Source organism: Micromonospora sp. NPDC048999 (assembly GCF_040649295.1).
Classification (GTDB): Bacteria; Actinomycetota; Actinomycetes; order Mycobacteriales; family Micromonosporaceae; genus Micromonospora.
Genome location: NZ_JBEZFI010000007.1, coordinates 95,658 through 114,335 on the forward strand (window position 1 = coordinate 95,658; position 18,678 = coordinate 114,335).

General features: G+C 74.3%; 17 protein-coding genes and 1 pseudogene. 11 read left to right on the forward strand and 7 right to left on the reverse strand.

All coding sequences use genetic code 11. The features are described from left to right. Positions 1 to 31 precede the first annotated feature (31 nt). Both AB0C02_RS12085 and AB0C02_RS12090 read right to left on the reverse strand, forming a co-directional pair. Positions 32 to 982: a terpene synthase gene (locus tag AB0C02_RS12085; RefSeq protein WP_357545652.1), complete on the reverse strand. Its 951-nt coding sequence runs from the start codon at positions 980 to 982 to the stop codon at positions 32 to 34. A 129-nt stretch (positions 983 to 1,111) separates the two neighbouring features. Further along, positions 1,112 to 1,741 (reverse strand): TIGR03085 family metal-binding protein, encoded by a 630-nt coding sequence (locus tag AB0C02_RS12090; protein ID WP_357545658.1) that lies wholly within the window; start codon positions 1,739 to 1,741, stop codon positions 1,112 to 1,114. 131 nt (positions 1,742 to 1,872) lie between these two features. Here AB0C02_RS12090 and AB0C02_RS12095 point away from each other — a divergent pair, with 131 nt between their 5' ends. Together AB0C02_RS12095 and AB0C02_RS12100 are read left to right on the forward strand one after the other, a co-directional pair. Further along, positions 1,873 to 3,750 carry an ABC transporter ATP-binding protein gene (locus tag AB0C02_RS12095; RefSeq protein WP_357545665.1) on the forward strand — a complete coding sequence of 626 codons (1,878 nt, stop codon included), beginning with the start codon at positions 1,873 to 1,875 and terminating at the stop codon, positions 3,748 to 3,750. Next, positions 3,747 to 5,519: an ABC transporter ATP-binding protein gene (locus tag AB0C02_RS12100; protein ID WP_357545673.1), complete on the forward strand. Its 1,773-nt coding sequence runs from the start codon at positions 3,747 to 3,749 to the stop codon at positions 5,517 to 5,519. The genes AB0C02_RS12095 and AB0C02_RS12100 overlap by 4 nt, the downstream gene beginning before the upstream one ends. A 73-nt stretch (positions 5,520 to 5,592) precedes the next feature. Here AB0C02_RS12100 and AB0C02_RS12105 read toward each other — a convergent pair whose 3' ends face one another. Genes AB0C02_RS12105 through AB0C02_RS12115 form a run of 3 tightly spaced genes read right to left on the reverse strand, consistent with a single transcriptional unit; the run spans position 5,593 to position 7,702 of the window. Continuing rightward, a complete protein-coding gene (locus AB0C02_RS12105; protein WP_357545680.1) occupies positions 5,593 to 6,210 on the reverse strand; it encodes a TetR family transcriptional regulator in 618 nt (205 codons plus the stop codon). Continuing rightward, positions 6,207 to 6,962, reverse strand: a complete 756-nt coding sequence (locus tag AB0C02_RS12110; RefSeq protein WP_357545690.1) for an ABC transporter permease — start codon at positions 6,960 to 6,962, stop codon at positions 6,207 to 6,209. The genes AB0C02_RS12105 and AB0C02_RS12110 overlap by 4 nt, the downstream gene beginning before the upstream one ends. Further along, positions 6,959 to 7,702: an ABC transporter ATP-binding protein gene (locus tag AB0C02_RS12115; RefSeq protein ID WP_357545700.1), complete on the reverse strand. Its 744-nt coding sequence runs from the start codon at positions 7,700 to 7,702 to the stop codon at positions 6,959 to 6,961. The genes AB0C02_RS12110 and AB0C02_RS12115 overlap by 4 nt, the downstream gene beginning before the upstream one ends. A 248-nt stretch (positions 7,703 to 7,950) precedes the next feature. Here AB0C02_RS12115 and AB0C02_RS12120 point away from each other — a divergent pair. From AB0C02_RS12120 to AB0C02_RS12135, 4 genes and pseudogenes are all read left to right on the forward strand, one after another. Next, a pseudogene (locus AB0C02_RS12120) lies at positions 7,951 to 8,613 on the forward strand (phosphoribosyl-AMP cyclohydrolase); the annotation flags it as partial. Positions 8,614 to 8,814: 201 nt separating this feature from the next. Continuing rightward, entirely contained in the window at positions 8,815 to 9,228 is a 414-nt protein-coding gene (gene hisI / locus AB0C02_RS12125; protein ID WP_357546307.1) for a phosphoribosyl-AMP cyclohydrolase, read from the forward strand. After that, positions 9,225 to 10,778, forward strand: a complete 1,554-nt coding sequence (locus AB0C02_RS12130) for an anthranilate synthase component I (RefSeq protein ID WP_357545707.1) — start codon at positions 9,225 to 9,227, stop codon at positions 10,776 to 10,778. The genes hisI and AB0C02_RS12130 overlap by 4 nt, the downstream gene beginning before the upstream one ends. 55 nt (positions 10,779 to 10,833) lie before the next feature. Continuing rightward, entirely contained in the window at positions 10,834 to 11,391 is a 558-nt protein-coding gene (locus AB0C02_RS12135) for a Trp biosynthesis-associated membrane protein (protein ID WP_357545713.1), read from the forward strand. Here AB0C02_RS12135 and AB0C02_RS12140 read toward each other — a convergent pair. Next, a complete protein-coding gene (locus AB0C02_RS12140; RefSeq protein ID WP_357545716.1) occupies positions 11,384 to 11,644 on the reverse strand; it encodes a hypothetical protein in 261 nt (86 codons plus the stop codon). The two genes, AB0C02_RS12135 and AB0C02_RS12140, sit on opposite strands and share 8 nt — an antisense overlap. 316 nt (positions 11,645 to 11,960) lie before the next feature. Here AB0C02_RS12140 and trpC point away from each other — a divergent pair, with 316 nt between their 5' ends. The 5 genes from trpC (at position 11,961) to AB0C02_RS12165 (ending at position 17,705) form a co-directional block, all read left to right on the forward strand. Continuing rightward, positions 11,961 to 12,824 (forward strand): indole-3-glycerol phosphate synthase TrpC, encoded by an 864-nt coding sequence (gene trpC / locus AB0C02_RS12145; protein ID WP_357545719.1) that lies wholly within the window; start codon positions 11,961 to 11,963, stop codon positions 12,822 to 12,824. Between the two features lie 38 nt (positions 12,825 to 12,862). Further along, on the forward strand, positions 12,863 to 14,089 hold the full coding sequence (trpB, locus tag AB0C02_RS12150; RefSeq protein WP_357545725.1) for a tryptophan synthase subunit beta: 1,227 nt from the start codon (positions 12,863 to 12,865) through the stop codon (positions 14,087 to 14,089). A gap of 82 nt (positions 14,090 to 14,171) precedes the next feature. Then, positions 14,172 to 14,975 carry a tryptophan synthase subunit alpha gene (trpA, locus tag AB0C02_RS12155; RefSeq protein WP_357545730.1) on the forward strand — a complete coding sequence of 268 codons (804 nt, stop codon included), beginning with the start codon at positions 14,172 to 14,174 and terminating at the stop codon, positions 14,973 to 14,975. 421 nt (positions 14,976 to 15,396) lie between these two features. After that, positions 15,397 to 16,506 (forward strand): prolipoprotein diacylglyceryl transferase, encoded by a 1,110-nt coding sequence (lgt, locus tag AB0C02_RS12160; protein ID WP_357545744.1) that lies wholly within the window; start codon positions 15,397 to 15,399, stop codon positions 16,504 to 16,506. An 11-nt stretch (positions 16,507 to 16,517) separates the two neighbouring features. Further along, complete coding sequence (locus tag AB0C02_RS12165) at positions 16,518 to 17,705, forward strand: NAD(P)/FAD-dependent oxidoreductase (protein WP_357545754.1); 1,188 nt, start codon at positions 16,518 to 16,520, stop codon at positions 17,703 to 17,705. A gap of 78 nt (positions 17,706 to 17,783) precedes the next feature. Here AB0C02_RS12165 and AB0C02_RS12170 read toward each other — a convergent pair whose 3' ends face one another. After that, entirely contained in the window at positions 17,784 to 18,629 is an 846-nt protein-coding gene (locus AB0C02_RS12170; protein ID WP_357545762.1) for a GNAT family N-acetyltransferase, read from the reverse strand. Positions 18,630 to 18,678 lie beyond the last annotated feature (49 nt).

Sequence of the window (18,678 nt, forward strand, 5' to 3'; positions counted from 1 at the left end):
CCCGGGCAGCGGCTAGTGCGGGCGGCCCGCGTCAGGCGTATCGGGAGGCGGCCAAAGACCAGTCGTAGGTGGCCCGGATCCAGTTCCGCCGCGTGGTGAGGAAGGCCCGGACCGCCTCATCCGCCCCGCTGGCCAGCGCCGCCTCCCGCCGCGCGTACTCGGCCAGGCCCTCGTTGAACCGGGTGGCCGCCGCGCGCAGCGCGGCCGTCTCGTCCTGCCCGGTCTCGTCGAGGATCGTGGCGACCAGGTTGTGCACGTCCGACGTGTCGGCGCGCTCCTTGTCGTAGGAGAACACGTCGTTGCACCAGCAGACCAGGTCGGAGGCGAGGGCATCCAGGGCGGCCAGCGCCGGATCAGTCCGCGGGCCCACCTCGGGCAGTCCGTCGTACGCCAGGTCGGTGAGGGTGAAACTGGGCCGGGTGCCGCCGGTGTGCCGGCGCATCTGCACGTACTCGGCCACCCCGGGCACCCGGCGGTGCTCCCGGTTCGCCGCCTCCCAGAGCAGCGCCAGCAGATATTCCCGCAGGTCGCTCAGCAGGCGCAGCAACAGGGCCGGCCGCTGCCGGGCGCGGGCCCGCCGACACAGGTCGTCCAGCGCGACGCCGAGCGGCCCCACACCGGTCGGCGCCGGGACGGTCGGGTCGCCGTGCCGGTCGAGCACCGCCAGCAGTTCCGCCAGGGTCGGCGCGAGTCGGGTCGGGCTGGCGGCGAGGCCGTCCTCGTCGCAGGCGTCGTCCATCACGAACAGCCAGCAGATCAGGTCGGTGAGCAGGCGCAGCCCCTCCACCGGCGCCTCCGGGCAGGCCCGGCCGGCCAGGTCCGCCGGGTTGGCGGCGGCCAGCCGGCCCAGCCCCGCCGAGGTGTCGATCAAGCCCAGCTCGCGTACCCATCCGGCGCTCGCGGCAGCGACCAGCTCGACCCCGTCGTGCCGGCTCACCGGGAAGGGCGGTTCGCGCAGTGCCGAGATCGCGAAGCTGCGCATCCCTGCCTCCCCCTGTGCAGCCACTCAGCAGTGCACCGACGGGACAGGAGCCTACGACAGCGGGAATTGGCAGTGATCATTCGGGCGGTGCAATTTTCATTTTCGCCGTGGCCGTTTCCGCGCCCCAGCTCAGAGGCCCAGGCGGGCCGCCCGCAACCGGTCCGCCGGCGCTGCCGGGCCGTCCACCTGCACCCGTGCCACCCGCTGCCGACCGGACAGGAAGAGCACCAACTCGCCGGGGTTGCCCACCACCCGAAGCCGTTCGCCACCCCGGCCGGCGGCGCGCTCGCCGTGACCGGGCGCCTGGATCAGCAGGTCCGCCGGGAAGCGGCGCAACGCCAGCCGGGCCAGCATCGCCGCCCGCTTCCACAGCACCGCCGCGAACCCCGCCGGCAGGTCCCGAGGCCGCCAACCCGGCTGCGCCCGGCGTACGTCCTCGTGGTGGATGAAGAACTCCATGGTGTTGGTCAGCTCGTCGGTGAGCGGGTTGCTCACCGGGCTCCACGCCGGCGGACGGCGGACCCGGGCCACCAGGTCGGCGTACGGGCCGGCGGCCACCCGCCGGCGAACCGCCTCGCCGTACCCGCGCAGCGACGGAAGCAGGATGCCGCCGGCGGCGTCCGGCCGGCGTTCCCGCACCACCAGGTGCGCCGCGAGGTCGCGGGTGTTCCAACCCTCGTTGATCGTCGGAGCGTCCGGACCCAGGTCCAGCAGCAGATCGGCGAGCGCCTCGCGCTCCGATCGGGCGTACCGCGGCATGGGCCCGATCGTAGGCCCGCGGTGGCCCGCCGGCGTGGGCCGTCGCCGGGCATGTCCCCTCCGGTTCGGCGGAACTGGCCCGGAGGAGTAAGGATGTGGGAGAAAACGGTGGCTTACGGCGGGGGAGCAGCGTGGCGAGCAAGACAAGTCGGGACGTCCTCGGCAGAGGGCTGCGGGTGCTCGGCCAGGCCATCCGGGAACAACCGCGGATCTTCGCGATCGCGGTGACCGGCAGCGTGCTCTTCGGCCTCATGGTGATCGCCAGCGCGAGGGCGGTCGGAGTGGTGATCGGCGAGGTGGCCCTGCCGGCCATCGCCCGCGGCTCGGTGGCCGGCGGCACGCTCGCGCTCGCCGCGGCCGCCCTGTTCGGGATCAGCGTGCTGCGGGTGGTCGGCATCTTCGGCCGCCGGCTCGGCGCCGGCTACATGCAGTACGCGCTGCAGGCCGACTATCGCCGCCGGGTCACCCGCCGCTACCTCGACCTGCCGCTGTCCTGGCATCACCGCAACGCCACCGGCACCCTGCTCTCCAACGCCAACTCCGACGTGGAAGCCGCCTGGTACCCGATCGCGCCGCTGCCGTTCGCCGTCGGCACCCTGGTGATGCTCGTCGGCGCGGTGGTCACCCTCTTCCTCACCGACTGGGCCCTCGCCCTGGTCGGCCTCGCCGTCTTCCCGTCGCTGTTCGCGCTCAACGTGGTCTACTCCCGCCGGATGGCCCCCCGCCAGGCCCGCGCCCAGCGGCTGCGCGCCGAGGTCAGCGGCATTGCCCACGAGAGCTTCGACGGCGCGCTGGTGGTCAAGACGATGGGCCGCGAGGCGCAGGAGACCGCCCGGTTCGCCGCCCGCGCCGGGCAGCTGCGCGACGCCCTGATCGCCGTCGGCCGGCTGCGCGGCGTCTTCGACCCGATGCTGGAGACCCTGCCCAGCCTCGGCACCCTCGCCGTGCTGGTGGTCGGCGCGATCCGGCTCCGGCAGGGCGCGATCGGCGTGACCGAACTGATCAGCGTGGCGTTCCTGTTCACCGTGCTGGCCTTCCCGGTCCGCGCCATCGGCTGGGTGCTGGCCGAGGTGCCGCGCAGCGTCGCCGGCTGGGACCGGGTACGCCACGTCCTCGACGCCACCGGCGAGATGCCGTACGGGGAGCTGACCCTCGACCCGGCCGCGCCGACGCCGGCCACCCTCGCCTTCCACGACGTCCACTTCGGTTACGAGCCGGCCGAGGCGCACCTGCCCGGCACCGAGGTGCTCGGCGAGGTCACCTTCACCGTGCCGGCCGGGAAGACGGTCGCACTGGTCGGGCCGACCGGCGCCGGCAAGTCCACCATCGCCTCGCTCGCCGTCCGACTGGTCGACCCGCACGCCGGCACGGTCACCCTGGACGGCGTCGACGTCCGCGAGTTGACCGCCGCCTCGCTCGCCGCGAACGTGGCCCTGGTGGCCCAGGTGCCGTTCGTCTTCGACGACACCGTCCGGGCCAACATCACCCTGGACCGGCCCGGGATCGGCGACGAGGAGGCGTGGGCGGCGCTGCGGCTGGCGGAGGCGGACGGCTTCGTCGCCGCGCTGCCCGACGCGCTGGACACCATGGTCGGCGAGCGGGGCACCTCGCTCTCCGGCGGCCAGCGGCAGCGGCTCACCCTGGCCCGGGCGCTCGCCGGCCGCCCCCGGCTGCTGGTGCTCGACGATGCCACCAGCGCCGTCGACCCGCGGGTGGAGGCGGCCATCCTGGCCGGGCTGCGTGCCCCGGCCGCCGGCGGAGCGCCGGCGTCGATCCTGGTTGTCGCGTACCGGCGGGCCACCATCGCGCTCGCCGACGAGGTGATCTACGTCGAGCAGGGACGGGTCGTGGCCCGGGGGACCCATGCGGAACTGCTCACCACCGTGCCCGGCTACACCGACCTGGTCACCGCGTACGAGCAGGCCGAACAGGAACGCGAGCAGCCCCACCCGTACGACGAGGTCAGTCCCGCGCTGACCTCCGGCCTGGAAGTCGAGGTTGACCGGTGACGACGGTGACGACGGAGGCGACCGAGTCGACCTGGCGGACGCTGCGGCGTGGCCTGGCCCTCTCCCCCGAGCTGAAGACCGGGCTGGCCGGCACGCTCGGGCTGGCGCTGGTCTACATGGTCGGCCGGGTCGCCGTGCCGGTGGCCGTGCAGCGCGGCATCGACCACGGCATCGTGGGCGGGCTCGATGTGGACGTGGTCTCGCTGACCGTCATCGCCACCGCCGCCGTGCTGGTGGTCACCACCGCCTGCGGCTACCTGATGATGCGCCGGCTCTTCACGGTCAGCGAGACCGCTCTCGCCGGGGTGCGCACCCGGGCCTTCCGGCACGTGCACGACCTGTCGATGCTGCACCAGCAGTCGGAGCGGCGCGGTTCGCTGGTCTCCCGGGTCACCAGCGACGTCGACCAGATCACCCAGTTCCTCCAGTGGGGCGGCGTGATTCTGCTCGTCAACCTGGGCCAGCTCGTCGTGACCACGGCCGTCATGCTGGCGTACTCCTGGCAGCTGACCCTGGTGGTGGTCGGCGCCTTCACGCCAGCGGTGCTGGTGATCCGGGTGTTGCAGCGCCGCCTCGGCGGCGCGTACGGCCTGGTCCGGCAGCGGACGGGCGCCCTGCTCGGCACCATCGGCGAGAGCGTGGTGGGCGCCCCGGTGATCCGGGCGTACGGGATCGCCGGGCGCACCGCCCGGCGGCTGGACGACGCGATCGAGGGGCAGCGGCGGGCCCAGCAGAAGGCAATCCGGATCAGCATCGTGGGCAGCTCGGTGGGGGAACTGGCGGCCGGCCTGGCCCTGGCCGGCGTGGTGGTCGTCGGGGTCAGCCTCGGCGTCGACCGGACCCTGTCCATCGGCCAGCTCACCGCGTTCCTGTTCCTGGTGACCCTGTTCATCCAGCCGGTGCAGATCGCCACCGAGGTGCTCAACGAGGCGCAGAACGCGATCGCCGGCTGGCGTCGGGTGCTCGACGTGCTGGACGCCACGCCGGACGTGGCCGACCCGGGCGAGCGGGGGAAGGAGCTGCCGGCCGGCCCGCTGGACATCCGCTTCGCGCGGGTCACCTTCGCCTACCCGGGTGGGCCGCCGGTGCTGCACGGCGTGACCCTGGACATTCCGGCGAAGAGTCGGGTGGCCGTGGTCGGCGAGACCGGCAGCGGCAAGACCACCTTCGCCAAGCTGCTCACCCGGCTGATGGATCCCACCGAAGGCGAGGTGCTGCTCTCCGGTGTGCCGCTGCGCCAGGTGCGGTTCGATTCGCTGCGCTCCCGGGTGGTGATGGTGCCGCAGGACGGCTTCCTTTTCGACGCCACCGTCGGGGAGAACGTCCGCTTCGGCCGCCCGGAGCTGACCGACGCGCAGCTCACCGCCGCCTTCACCGAGCTGGGTCTGGCGGACTGGCTGGACGGGCTGCCGGCCGGCCTGGACACCCCGGTCGGCGAGCGGGGTGAGGCGCTCAGCGTCGGGGAGCGGCAGCTCGTCGCGCTGGCCCGGGCGTACGTGGCCGACCCCGACCTGCTGGTGCTCGACGAGGCGACCAGCGCCGTCGACCCGGCCACCGAGGTACGCCTGCAGCGCACCCTCGACGCGGTCACCCGGGGCCGGACCACGCTGGCCATCGCCCACCGGCTTTCCACCGCCCAGGCCGCCGACGAGGTGATCGTGGTGGACCGGGGCCGAATCGTCCAGCGCGGTCCCCACGACGAACTGGTGCAGGATCCCGACTCGGTCTACGCCCTCCTCTATGCCTCCTGGCTGGAGCAGACCCGCTGACCCGTGCGCCGTGGCCCCGTTGATAAAGGAGTTTGCGTCTCAGGACGGTCCGATCCCGACGCAAACTCCTTGATCAACCCTTCGGGGGTGGGGCAGCGGTCAGGGGGCCGGTGAGGTAGCGCTGGATGGTGGGGGCTAGCGCGGCGACCAGGGTTTCCGGGGCGGCGGAGGCGACCGGTTCGAGCCGGATGACGTACCGCATCATGGCCAGGCCGATCAGCTGACTGCCGACCAGCGCGCCGCGTAGCGGCAGCTCGGCCGGGTCGAGGTCGAGGTGCTCGAGGATCCGGCGCAGCACCTGGGTGATCAGGAACTCGCGCACCAGCCGGGCCGTCCACTCGTTACTGACCGCCGAGCGGAGCAAGGCCACCGCCGCTCCGCCGGCCGGAGAGTCCCAGACCGACAGGAAGGTGCGGACCAGCCGCTCGCCCGCTTCGTCCGGGCCGGCGGCGAGCACGGCCGGCAGCAGCTCGGCCGGGTCGATCGGGATCGCCACGGTGGCCCGGAACAGCTCCTCCTTGGAGCCGAAGTAGTGGTGCACCAGCGCCGGGTCCACCCCTGCGGCGGTGGCGATCGCCCGGATCGAGGCGGCGTCGAAGCCGCGCTCGGCGAACGCCACCCGGGCTGCCGCGAGGATGGCCGCCCGGGTGTCCGGCCTGCCGGGGCGCCGGCCGGTGCGCCGGGCCGTCAACCGCTGCGGCGACGCAGCGTCGCGGCGGCGAGCACCAGGGCCGTCACCGCCGCCCCGGCCACGATCGCCACGTCCCGCCACATCGTCGCGGTCGGCTCGGCGTGCGCGCCGACCTCCTGGAGCGCCTCGACCGCGTACGACAGGGGCAGCGCGTCGCTGACGGCCTGCAGCCAGCCGGCCATCTGCCCCCGCGGCACGAACAGCCCGCAGAGCAGCAGCTGGGGCGCCACCACCACCGGCATGAACTGCACGGCCTGGAACTCGGTGCGGGCGAAGGCGGAGCAGAACAGCCCGAGCGCCACGGCGAGCACCGCGTTGATCCCGGCGATCATGACGACCAGCCAGAGACTGCCGGCGGTGTCCAGCCCGAACACCCGGTACGCCACCAGCGAGGCGATGGTCGACTGCGCCACGCCGGCCAGCCCGAACGCGATGCCGTAGCCGAAGAGCAGGTCGAGCTTGCCCAGCGGGGTGGTGAGCAGCCGCTCCAGCGTGCCGGTGGTGCGCTCGCGCAGCATGGCGATGCTGGTCACCAGGAACATGATGATGAACGGGAAGAAGCCCAGCATGATCAGCGCGACCCGGTCGAAGACGCTCGGCTGGCCCGGCGGGGTCGGCTGGTCGGCGTACATGTAGTAGACCAGCGTCAGCAGCACGGTGGGCACCACGACGAGCAGCGCGACGGTCCGCCGGTCGTGCCGGAGCTGGCGCAGGATCCGCCCGGTGGTGGCGGCCAGGATGCGGAGGCTCACGACCGTTCCCCTCCGGCGGGCGCCCGGCCCGCCTCGTTCGCCCGGATCAGCCGGAGGAACGCCTCCTCCAGGTCGTCCGCGCCGGTGGTGGCGCGGACTGCGTCCGGGGTGTCGTCGGCGATGAGCCGGCCGTCCCGGATGAGCAGCAGCCGGTCGCAGCGGGCCGCCTCGTCCATCACGTGGCTGGACACCAGCAGGGTGGTCCCGGTGGCGGCCAGGGCGTGGAACCGGGCCCACAGGTCGGCCCGCAGCACCGGATCCTGGCCGACGGTCGGCTCGTCGAGGATGACCAGCTCCGGGTCACCGACCAGGGCGCACGCCAGCGACGCCCGGCTGCGCTGCCCGCCGGAGAGGGTGCCGACCAGTTGGTCGGCGGCCTCGGCCAGCCCGACGTCGGCCACCGCGCGGTCCGCCTCGGCCCGGCCGCGTCCCTGGAGTACGGCGAAGTAGCGCGCGTTCTCCCGGACGGTCAGGTCGGCGTAGACGCTGGGCGCCTGGGTCAGGTAGCCGACCCGGTGCCGCAGCCACGCCGTCCCGGCCGGCCGGCCGAGCACCGTCACCGTGCCCGAGCCGATCGTCTGCACCCCGACGATCGCGCGCATCAGGGTGGTCTTGCCGCTGCCGCTCGGCCCGAGCAGCCCGGTGACCGCGCCGCGGGGCACCGCGCACGAGATGCTCTGGAGCACCCGCCGCCGGCCCCGGTCGACCACCAGGTCACGGACCACGACCGCATCGTCCATGGCCGCCTCCGAAAGTCATCAGCCGTTGAACTCAACGCTAAGTGAATTGGGTGTGGAAACGCAACGGTCGATGCCGAGTCGGGCACCAGGCTTCTCAACGGACACGGGGTCCGTCAACGGTCATTGCACCGAAGATCGGACTCGGGCACCATGTCGCGGTGGGTCCCGCTCCGCTGCCCGACAGCGGCTTCCTCGACGAGTGGGCCGCCCGGCTGCGGCAGGGCGCCGACCGTCCCGTGGTCGGCATCATGCTGCGTGGCAGCCACGCGCGGCGGGCCGCTACCGAGCACAGTGACGTCGACGTCGACGTGCTGGTCACCGAGGAGGAGCGGCCGGGTGACCCGGCTCCCGGCACGACGGACCCGCCCGTCGCCGCGTCCCGGCCCGCCGCCTCGTACGCCGCGTGGCGGGCGTACCTGGTCGAGTTCGCGGGACGCCTGGTGCACGTCTCGGTGGCCGCCCGGGACGTCCGCTCCTGGGTGCGCCGGCTCGGCAAACCGGCCGACTGGGCGTTCGGGCTGCCGGTCACCGCACCCGCCCGGCTGATCTGGGCCGTCCCGGAGTGGCGGCGCCGGATCGACCTGCCGGTGCTCTGCCAGCCCGCCGACGAGCCCCGGCTGGAGGAGATCATCGCCAGCCTGGGCAAGATCGCCGGTGCCCGGTGGGCCGGCGACCCGGTGGGGGTCCGGCTCGCCGCCGCCGACCTGGCCCGGCTCTGCCCGTCCGTGCTGCGGCTGGTGAACCCCTCGGTCCGGGTGGCCTTCCGCCGGGACGCCCTCGCCGCCGCGCTGGACCTTGCGGTCGCCCCGCCCGGCTACCGCGACGACATGCTGCGCTGCCTCGGGCTGCGCCCCGGCACCACCGGCGAGGTCGCCGCCGCCGCGGGCCGGCTGGTCACCGGGATCGTCCCCCTCGTCCACCCGTACGCCGAGGAGATCGCCGCGGTGGCCGGCACCGACCTGGCGGACGCCCTGGTCGACGGCCGGCTGGACCGCTACCTGGCGCAACTGACCCGCGCGCTCGACCGTCCCGTGGCCACCTCCCGGGACACGTCTTCGGTGCCCGCCCCGCGTGCGGGAGAATGGCTCACCGTGCCCGCCTCTGACGCGCCGGTGACCGGCGCCCCCGCCAACTCCGGCGGCGCCGTGCCGCCCGGCCCGGCCCGCCCGTCCCAGCTCGACCCGGACATCGCGGCCCGGCTGCGCCGTACCCCCGACGGCCTGGTGGCCGCGGTGGTGCGCCAGCACGACTCGGGCGAGGTGCTGATGGTCGCCTGGATGGACGACGAAGCGCTGCACCGCACCCTGACCACCGGCCGGGCCACCTACTGGTCGCGCAGCCGCCAGGAATACTGGGTCAAGGGCGCCACCTCCGGCCACCACCAGTTCGTCCGTTCCGTGGCGCTGGACTGCGACGGGGACGCCCTGCTGGTCAGCGTCGACCAGGTCGGCCCGGCCTGCCACACCGGGCACCGGACCTGCTTCTTCACCGAGCTGCCGGTCAGCCACCCGGAGGTGACGTCATGACGGACGGCACGGTCAGCCCGGACCTGGCCACCTTCGTCGACCTGGCGGCCCGCTGGCGGGTCGTGCCGGTCACCCGGCGGCTGTTGGCCGACGCGGAGACGCCGGTCGGCGTCTACCGCAAGCTCGCCGGCGGCCCGGGCACGTTCCTGCTGGAGTCCGCCGAGCAGGGCGTCGGCTCGGCCGGGACGGCCTGGTCCCGCTACTCGTTCGTCGGCGTGCGCAGCGGCGCCACCCTCACCGAACGGGACGGCGCGGCGGTCTGGGTCGGCGAGCCGCCCGCCGGCGTGCCGGCCACCGGCGACCCGGTGGCGGTGCTCCGGGAGACCGTCGCCGCCCTGGCCGGCCCGGCCTGGGACCCGGCCAGCGGCATGCCGCCGCTCACCGGGGGCATGGTCGGCTACCTCGGCTACGACCTGATCCGCCGCTTCGAGCGGCTGCCCGAGCTGACCGAGGACGACCTCGACCTGCCCGAGCTGGGCCTGATGCTCGCCACCGATCTGGTGGTGCTCGACCACTACGAGGGCTCGGCGATCCTGGTCGCCAACGCGGTCCTGCCGCCGCTGGACGCGCCCGGCCGGCCGGAGCTGGTCGCGGCGGCGTACCACCACGCGGTGGGGCGGCTGGACGCGATGACCACGGCGCTGTCCCGACCGATCCCGCCCATGATCTCGGCGGTCGCCCGGCCCCCGGCCGGCGACGTGGTCAGCCGTACGCCCGAGGGCGGCTACCCGAAGGCGGTGGCGGCGGCCAAGGAGGCGATCCGGGCCGGCGAGTGCTTCCAGATCGTGCTCAGCCAGCGGTTCGAGCGGGACACCCACGCCGACCCGCTCGACGTCTACCGGGTGCTGCGCACCACCAACCCCAGCCCGTACATGTACCTGCTGCGCTTCGACGGCTTCGACATCGTCGGCTCCTCGCCGGAGGCGCACCTGAAGGTGAGCGTCGGCGCGGACGGCCGGCGGCGGGCGCTGCTGCACCCGATCGCCGGCACCCGCCCGCGGGGCGACTCCCCGCGGGCGGACGCCCGGCTCGCCGCCGAGCTGCTCGCCGACCCGAAGGAGCGGGCCGAGCACGTCATGCTGGTCGACCTGGGCCGCAACGACCTGGGGCGGGTGTGCCGCCCGGGCACTGTCGAGGTGCCGGAGTTCGCCACCATCGAGCGGTACAGCCACGTCATGCACATCGTCTCCACCGTGGTGGGGGAGCTGCGCGACGACCGGACCGCATTCGACGCGCTCGCCGCCACCTTCCCCGCCGGCACCCTCTCCGGGGCGCCGAAGGTGCGAGCCATGGAGATCATCGAGGAGCTGGAGCCGGTGCGCCGGGGCCTCTACGGCGGTACGGTCGGCTACTTCGGCTTCGGCGGTGACCTGGACATGGCCATCGCCATCCGTACCGCCCTGATCCGTGAGGGCCGGGCCTACGTGCAGGCCGGGGCCGGGGTGGTGGCCGACTCCGATCCCGCCGCCGAGGACCAGGAGACCCGGAACAAGGCCGCCGCGGTGCTCGCCGCGATCGCCGCCGCCGAGACCCTGAGGCCGGCTCGGTGAGCGCGAGGAGTGCAGCGCAGCGGAGCCCCGCAGTCGCGAACGAAAGGCGGATCCGGTGAGCGCGAGGAGTGCAGCGCAGCGGAGCCGACGCGAGTTGACGTACGCGGTGCTGCTCTGCCTGGCCGGTGCGGGGCTGGCCCTGTGGGCGGTGACCCGGACCTGGTCGGTCGAGTTGACCGCCCGGGGGCCGCTGCCGGCGGCGCGGCACGCGCGCACTGGCGCGGACCTGCTGCCCTGGGTCTCCGCCCTCGCCCTGGTCGGGCTGGCCGGCGGCGGCGCGGTGCTGGCCACCCGGGGCCGGGTTCGGCGTCTGCTGGGCGGGCTGCTGACCCTGGTCGGGCTGGCCGTGGCGGCCGGTGGCGGCTACGGCCTGACCGCCGCCCTCGCCGGGGCTGGCCGGCAGTGGCCGGCGCTGGTGCTGGTCGGCGGGCTGATCGCGGCGGGCGGCGGGGTGCTCACCGGGCTGCGCGGCGACGGCTGGCCGGCGATGGGCGCCCGCTACGAGCGGCGGGCCCGCCCGTCGGTCCGGGCGGACGAGCGGCCGGCGGTGGAGCGGGGTACCCGGGACGCCTGGGAGGCGCTCGACCGGGGCGAGGACCCGACGGTCAGCTGACCGTCGTCCGCGCGTCATCCCCCACCCCGACGCGGGCGGCGGCCAGCTCGGCCACCCGGCGGTCCAGTTCGCGGCGCTGCGCTGCGCGGGCCCGGTCGGCGCAGACCGCCTCCCAGGCGTTGCCACGGGCGGTCCGCATCCGGCTGTCGCCGACCACCGCGCGTTCGAGGGTGTGCACCACACCGACGGCGAGCGACGCCACGGTCCGGGAAATGGTGGTGAGCCCGATGTGGTTCGGCCCGTTGGCGCTCATGGTCACCCCGCACGAGATCCGTTGACGCCGGTTGACGGGCGCCTCAACGAGTCTGCCCGAGCGGAATCCTGTCCGGCTCGCGTTTCGCCGCCATGACGTCCGGGTCAACTGTCCGGGAAGCCGGGGTGACCTGGGCAGAGGCGTTCGGCCTTGAGTTTGGTCACAGCGCCGGGGGTGGCCGTGCGTGACAGGCCGTTCACCGAGGCAGGCCATCATGCCACAACCCATCTGGTGAGGTGCGCCATACCCCCGGCACTTGGCACGCGGCGGCGACCCCTAGCATCGGCGCATGACACCCGGAGAGGGGAGTCCGTTGGTGACTGCTGAGCATGCGCACGCGGAGGGGGACGAGGCCGGTTCGACGGCTTCCGCAGGCGTACTCGACGAGATCTTGGCCGGCGTGCGCGAGGACGTGGCACGGCGACAGGAACAGGTGCCGCTGGAGCGGATCCGCGAGCTGGCCGCCGCCGCGCCGCCGCCGCTGGACGCGTACGCGGCCCTGCGCCGACCCGGCGTGGCCGTGATCGCCGAGGTCAAGCGCGCCTCGCCGTCCAAGGGGCGGCTGGCCGAGATCGCCGACCCGGCCGACCTGGCCGGTGACTATGCGGCCGGCGGTGCCCGGGCGATCAGCGTGCTGACCGAGGGCCGCTGGTTCGGCGGGTCGCTGGACGACCTGGCCGCCGTGCGGGCTGCGGTCAACATCCCGGTGCTGCGCAAGGACTTCGTGGTCTCCAGCTACCAGGTGCACGAGGCGCGGGCACACGGCGCCGACCTGGTGCTGCTGATCGTCGCGGCGCTGGAGCAGAACGTCCTGGTCGGGCTGCTGGAGCGGATCGAGTCGCTCGGCATGACCGCGCTGGTCGAGGTGCACACCGAGGAGGAGGCCGACCGGGCCCTGGAGGCCGGCGCTCAGGTGATCGGGGTCAACGCCCGTGACCTGCGTACCCTGGAGGTCGACCGGTCGGTGTTCGAGCGGATCGCGCCCGGCCTGCCCAGCAGCGTCGTCAAGATCGCCGAGTCCGGGGTGCGTGGTCCGCACGACCTCATCCGGTACGCCTCGGCGGGCGCCGACGCGGTCCTGGTGGGCGAGGGCCTGGTCACCCAGAAGAGCCCCCGCGAGGCGGTCGCCGAACTGGTCAACGCCGGCAACCATCCGGCCACGCCCCGTCCGGTGCGCTGAGCCGCGCCGGTACCGACACGTCTCGAGAGGACAGCGCGATGACCGCTGACGCCCCGGCCGCCCAGCTCCCCGACGCCGCCGGTCACTTCGGCCGGTTCGGCGGGCGCTTCGTCCCGGAGGCGCTGGTGGCGGCGCTCGACGAGCTGGACGCGGCGTACCGGAAGGCGATGGCCGACGAGGGGTTCCGCGCCGAGCTCGACGCGCTGCTGCGCGACTACGCCGGCACGCCCTCGCGGCTCTACGAGGCCCGGCGGTTCTCGGCGAAGACCGGCGCGCGGATCCTGCTCAAGCGGGAGGACCTCAACCACACCGGGGCGCACAAGGTCCGCAACGTGCTCGGCCAGGCCCTGCTCACCAAGCGGATGGGCAAGACCCGGGTGATCGCCGAGACCGGCGCCGGGCAGCACGGGGTGGCCACGGCCACCGCCGCCGCCCTGTTCGACCTCGAGTGCGTGGTCTACATGGGCGAGGTGGACACCCAGCGGCAGGCGCTCAACGTGGCCCGGATGCGGATGCTCGGCGCCACCGTGATCCCGGTCACCAACGGCTCGCGGACGCTCAAGGACGCGATGAACGAGGCGATGCGGGACTGGGTCGCCAACGTCGACCGCACCCACTACCTGATCGGCACCGCCGCCGGCCCGCACCCGTTCCCCGAGATGGTCCGGGACTTCGTCCGCGGCATCGGCGAGGAGGCCCGCCAGCAGTGCCTCGACCTGACCGGCGCGCTTCCGGACGCGGTGGCCGCCTGCGTCGGCGGCGGCTCCAACGCGCTGGGCATCTTCCACGCCTTCGTGCCCGACGCCGGGGTCCGGCTCTACGGCTTCGAGGCCGGCGGCGCGGGCATGGCGACCGGCCGGCACGCGGCCAGCATCACCGGCGGCTCCGCCGGGGTGCTGCACGGCACCCGGACGTACGTGCTGCAGGATGAGGACGGGCAGACGATCGAGTCGCACTCGATCTCTGCCGGGCTGGACTATCCGGGCGTCGGGCCGGAGCACGCCTGGCTGCACGACAGCGGGCGGGCGACGTACCTGCCGGTCGACGACGACGAGGCGATGGCGGCGTTCGAGCTGCTCTGCCGTACCGAGGGGATCATCCCGGCGATCGAGAGTTCGCACGCCCTCGCGGGCGCCTGCAAGATCGCTCCGCAGCTCGCCGCCGAGCTGGGGCGTGAGCCGGTCATCGTGGTCAACCTCTCCGGGCGGGGCGACAAGGACGTGCACACCGCCGGCGAATACTTCGGCATCCTCGACAAGGAGTAGACGTGAGCGAGCGGAGCGAGCGAACAATTCAGCTCAGCAGCCTGGCGTCTCGCGCCGCCGCGGAGCGAAGCGAGGCGGTGGCATGAGCCGGATCGGGGTGGTGTTCGACAAGGCCCGGGCGGACGGTCGGGCCGTGCTGGTCGGCTGCATGCCGGCCGGGTTCCCGACCGTCGAGGGCAGCATCGCGGCGATGAAGGCCATGGTCGAGGCCGGCGTGGACGTCATCGAGGTGGAGATTCCCTACTCCGACCCGGTGATGGACGGCCCGGTCATCCAGCGGGCCAGCGACATCGCCCTCGCCGGTGGCGTGCGGACCCGGGACACGCTGCGCGTCGTCGAGGAGGTGGCGGCGACCGGCGCGTCCGTGGTCACCATGACCTACTGGAACCCGATCGAGCAGTACGGCGTCGACGCGTTCGCCCGTGACCTGGCCGCCGCCGGGGGCACCGGCCTGGTCACCCCGGACCTCATCCCGGACGAGGCCGGCGACTGGCTGGCCGCCTCCGAGGCGTACGGGCTGGACCGGACGTTCCTGGTCTCCCCGTCGTCCACGGACGCCCGGCTGAAGATGACGGTCGAGCACTGCCGCGGCTTCGTCTACGCCACCGCGATCATGGGCGTCACCGGTGCCCGGGCGCAGACCTCCGAGGCGGCGCCGGTGCTGGTCTCCCGGACGCGGGCGGTCACCGACCTGCCGATCGGCGTCGGTCTGGGGGTGGGCACCGGCGGTCAGGCCGGCACCGTCGCCGGGTACGCCGACGCGGTCATCGTCGGCAGCGCGCTCGTCCGCTGCCTGCTCGACGCGCCGGACCAGGCCGCCGGGTTGGCCGCGCTGCGCGCGCTGAGCGCCGAACTCGCCGAGGGCGTCCGCAACCCGGTCCGCTGAGCCGCGCCGCCCCCGCCACCTCCGCCGTCCGGGAGTAGCCGTTGGTCGGTCGGCGGCTCTCTCGCGCCATTTTCCCTCGATGGTGACACTCGGTGTTCGAGGGCGAGATGTGACGCTGTGTGCCTGAGCCGGCCGATTCGGGAAGCGCCTCCGTCCCCCTTTGCTCTGCAGCCATCGGCGCAGCACCCTTTTCAGCTGCGGAATCTGTCGGCTGCCATGCGGTTCCCGAAGCGCCTTCGGTGACGCTGAGTTGCTGTTGCGTCGGTGGCTGCAGAGCAAAGTCTGCCGTGCCGTTTACCCGGGCAGGGGTGATTCATCACACTGTGTCACGCGTCGCGCGCATGAACCGGAAGGCGGCCGATCCGTGACGGGGGCGACCGGGGTGCCGGAAATGCGGTCCGCACGGGTAGCGTGTTCACCCGTGACCCTCGCCCCGATGACCGCACTGGCGGCCCTGCCCAGCCCCAGCACTGCCGTCTGGCAGCTCGGCCCGGTTCCGATCCGGGCGTACGCGCTCTGCATCATCGCCGGCATCGTGGTGGCCTGCGTGGTGACCGAGCACCGGCTGCGCCGGCGCGGCGTCGCCCCCGGTGCGGTGCTCGACATCGCCGTCTGGGCGGTGCCCACCGGCATCGTCGGCGCGCGGATCTACCACGTGATCACCTCGCCCGAGAAGTACTTCGGCGCCGGGGGGCACCCGCTCAAGGCGTTCGCCATCTGGGAGGGTGGGCTCGGCGTCTGGGGCGCGGTCGCCGGCGGTGCGATCGGGGCCTGGATCGCCGCCCGGCAGCTCGGCATCCCGCTCACGGTGGTGGCCGACGCGCTGGCGCCGGGCCTGCCGCTGGCCCAGGCGGTCGGCCGGCTCGGCAACTGGTTCAACAACGAGCTCTACGGCGGCCTCACCAGCCTGCCCTGGGGCCTCCAGGTGCACGTGATGGACTCGGACAATCCGGGGCACGCGTTGCGTGACGACGCCGGCCAGGCGGTCCTCCAGCCGGGGCTCTACCACCCGACCTTCCTCTATGAGGCGGTCTGGAACATCGGCGTCGCGGCGGTGGTCTTCGCCCTCGACCGGAAGCTGCGGTTCGGTCGCGGCCGGGCGTTCGCGCTGTATGTGATGGGCTACACCGCGGGCCGGTTCTGGATCGAGATGATGCGCACCGACGAGGCCAACCACATCCTCGGCCTGCGGCTCAACGTGTGGACCGCGGGGCTGGTCTTCCTCGGGGCGCTGGCCTACTTCGTGCGGGTCCGCGGGCCCCGCGAGTACCTGGTCCCGATCGGCCTCCCGGCCGCCCCGGTCCCGCCCGCTGGCGGCGACGTGTCGCAGGTCGACCTCGCCGCCGGGGCGGCCGGGCCGCGCCAGGTCGTGCCGGAGGGCTACCGGGTGGTGAGCGAGGAGCGGTTCCGCGCGTACCAGGAGACCGGCGCGCTCCCCGACGAGGAGCCGCCGCCGGCCGACGAAGCCCTGGCCGACGAAGCCCCGGTGGCCGACGAGGCCGCGGCGACGGTCAGCGACCGGGACAGCTGAGCGGAGCGGCCATGCGTACCGCGGTGGTGGTCGGCGCCGGCCTCGGCGGCCTGGCGGTGGCCGGCGCGCTGGCCCGCTCCGGGTGGCGGGTCACCCTGCTCGAACGGGCCGACCGGGTCCGCCCGGAGCCGACCGCCGTCATGCTCTGGCCCAACGGGGTACGCGCGCTGCGCGCCCTCGGCCTCGGCGCCGGGCTGGACGCGATCTCCACCCCGCTTCCCGACGGCGGGGTACGCCGCCCCGACGGGCACTGGCTGGTGCAGCCCCGCCCCACCCCGGCGGAGCGCATGCCGGTGGTGGTGCACCGGGAGGACCTGCACGACGCGCTCATCGCCGGCCTGGGCGACCAGGTGGAGTTGCGTACCGGGGTGACCGTGCGGACGGTGCGGGCGGTCCCCGGGGAACGCCCGACGGTCGGCGAGGGCCGCCACACCGTGACGGCGGACCTGGTGGTCGCGGCCGACGGCACCGACAGCGAGATCCGCCGGCAGTTGGCCCCGGAGGCGGTGGTGGTCAGCTCCGGCTGTGCCGCGTGGCGGGCGGTGATCCCCTGGTACCGGGCCCCGAAGCTTCCCGACGACCAGCCGGTGTACGGAGAGACGCTGGGCGCGGGCTACCGCTTCGTGGCCGCCTCGCTCGGCGAGCGGGGCACCGCGGGCGCCTCCCGTCGGGGCGGCATCTACTGGGTGGCCACCGCCGCCGGCGCGCCCCGCCCGGAGCCCCCGGAGACGCAGCTCGCCCTGCTCAAGCGCTGGTACGCGAGCTGGCCGGCGCCGATCGCCGAGTTGCTCGACGCCACCGAGCCGGCCGACCTGGTGCAGCAGGAGATCCGCGAACTGCGACCGCTGCCCCGGGCGCACGGGTTCCCGGCCGGGCCGGGCGGGGTGGTGCTGCTCGGCGACGCCGCGCACGCCATGCCCCCGCATCTCGGGCAGGGTGCCTGCCTCGCCTTCGAGGACGCGGCCACGCTCGCCTCGCTGCTGCGCGAGTCCCGGCTGCCCGACGCGGTGGCCGCGTACGACCGGCTGCGCCGGCCCCGCGCGGCGACCATGGTGCGCCAGACCCGGCGGATGTCGGCGGTGCTGCAGGCCCGGGGCCGGCTGGCGCTGCGCGCCCGCGACGCCGCCCTCGGCACGATCAGCCCTCGGCTGCGCAATACGGCCGCCGCCGCCGCGGCCGCCTGGCACCCACCGACCTGACCGTCCCGCCCGGCACCGGCGGGCCCTGACTGGGCCGCCCGGCGCCGCCCGGCATGCGCCGGGGGCCGCCCGGCTCTGTCAGCCGAGGACGGCGGCGGGCTCGGCGATGCAGGCGGTGCCGACCCGGCGGAAGCCGACCCGCAGGTAGACCCGGGCGATCTCCTCGCTGCCAGCGGAGAGGAAGACCAGGTCGGTGCCGGCGTCACGCAGTTCGCGGGCGAGGGTCGCGGTGACCGCCGCGCCGAGGCCGCGCCGGCGAGCCGCCGGAAGGGTCGCCACCCCGGCGATCTCCGCCACGTCCCCGACCCGCATGGCCATCCCGCTGGCCAGCGCCCCCTCCTCGGGGGCCTCGGCGAGCGCGGAGATCCGGCGTCCGTCGGCGATCCGCACCGACTCCTCCTCCAGCGCGGCCACGTCCAGCCGGGAGATGGCGGCGTCGCGCTCGGCCGGCCCGGCCGGGCCGCGTGCCGTGCCGCCGTTCGAGAAGCCCACCGCCGCGACGGCCCGCCGGGTCGCCACGTCCGCCGCGAAGCCAGGGTCCGCCGGGTCGAGGACCCGTACCGGTACGTCGCTGAGCGTCGCCGGGTCGGGCAGCCGCGCCGGGTCGAGCACCATCAGCGGCGCCTCCAGCACGGACAGCCCCGCCGAGCGGGCCACCGCGAGCAGGTCGGGGGTGATCTCGTGCACCCACTCGAACGCCTCGGGCAGGCCCAACTCTCGCTGTCGGGCCCGCACCGCGTTCACCTCGGCCAGCGCGGGCGGTGCGGTGGCATCGAGCCGGGGCCGGGCGTAGAACGGCCAGCCCGCGCCGTCCCGGACGAAAAGCACCAGAGAGCCGTACTCCTCGACTTGGGCTACGTCCCGGGGCACCGCGTCGTAGAAGCGCTCCAACCGGTCGAGCACGTCAGCGCAGACGACATCCACCGGGCGAGACTACACGTCCCAGACTGTGGAAGGTGTGATCCATCTGCAC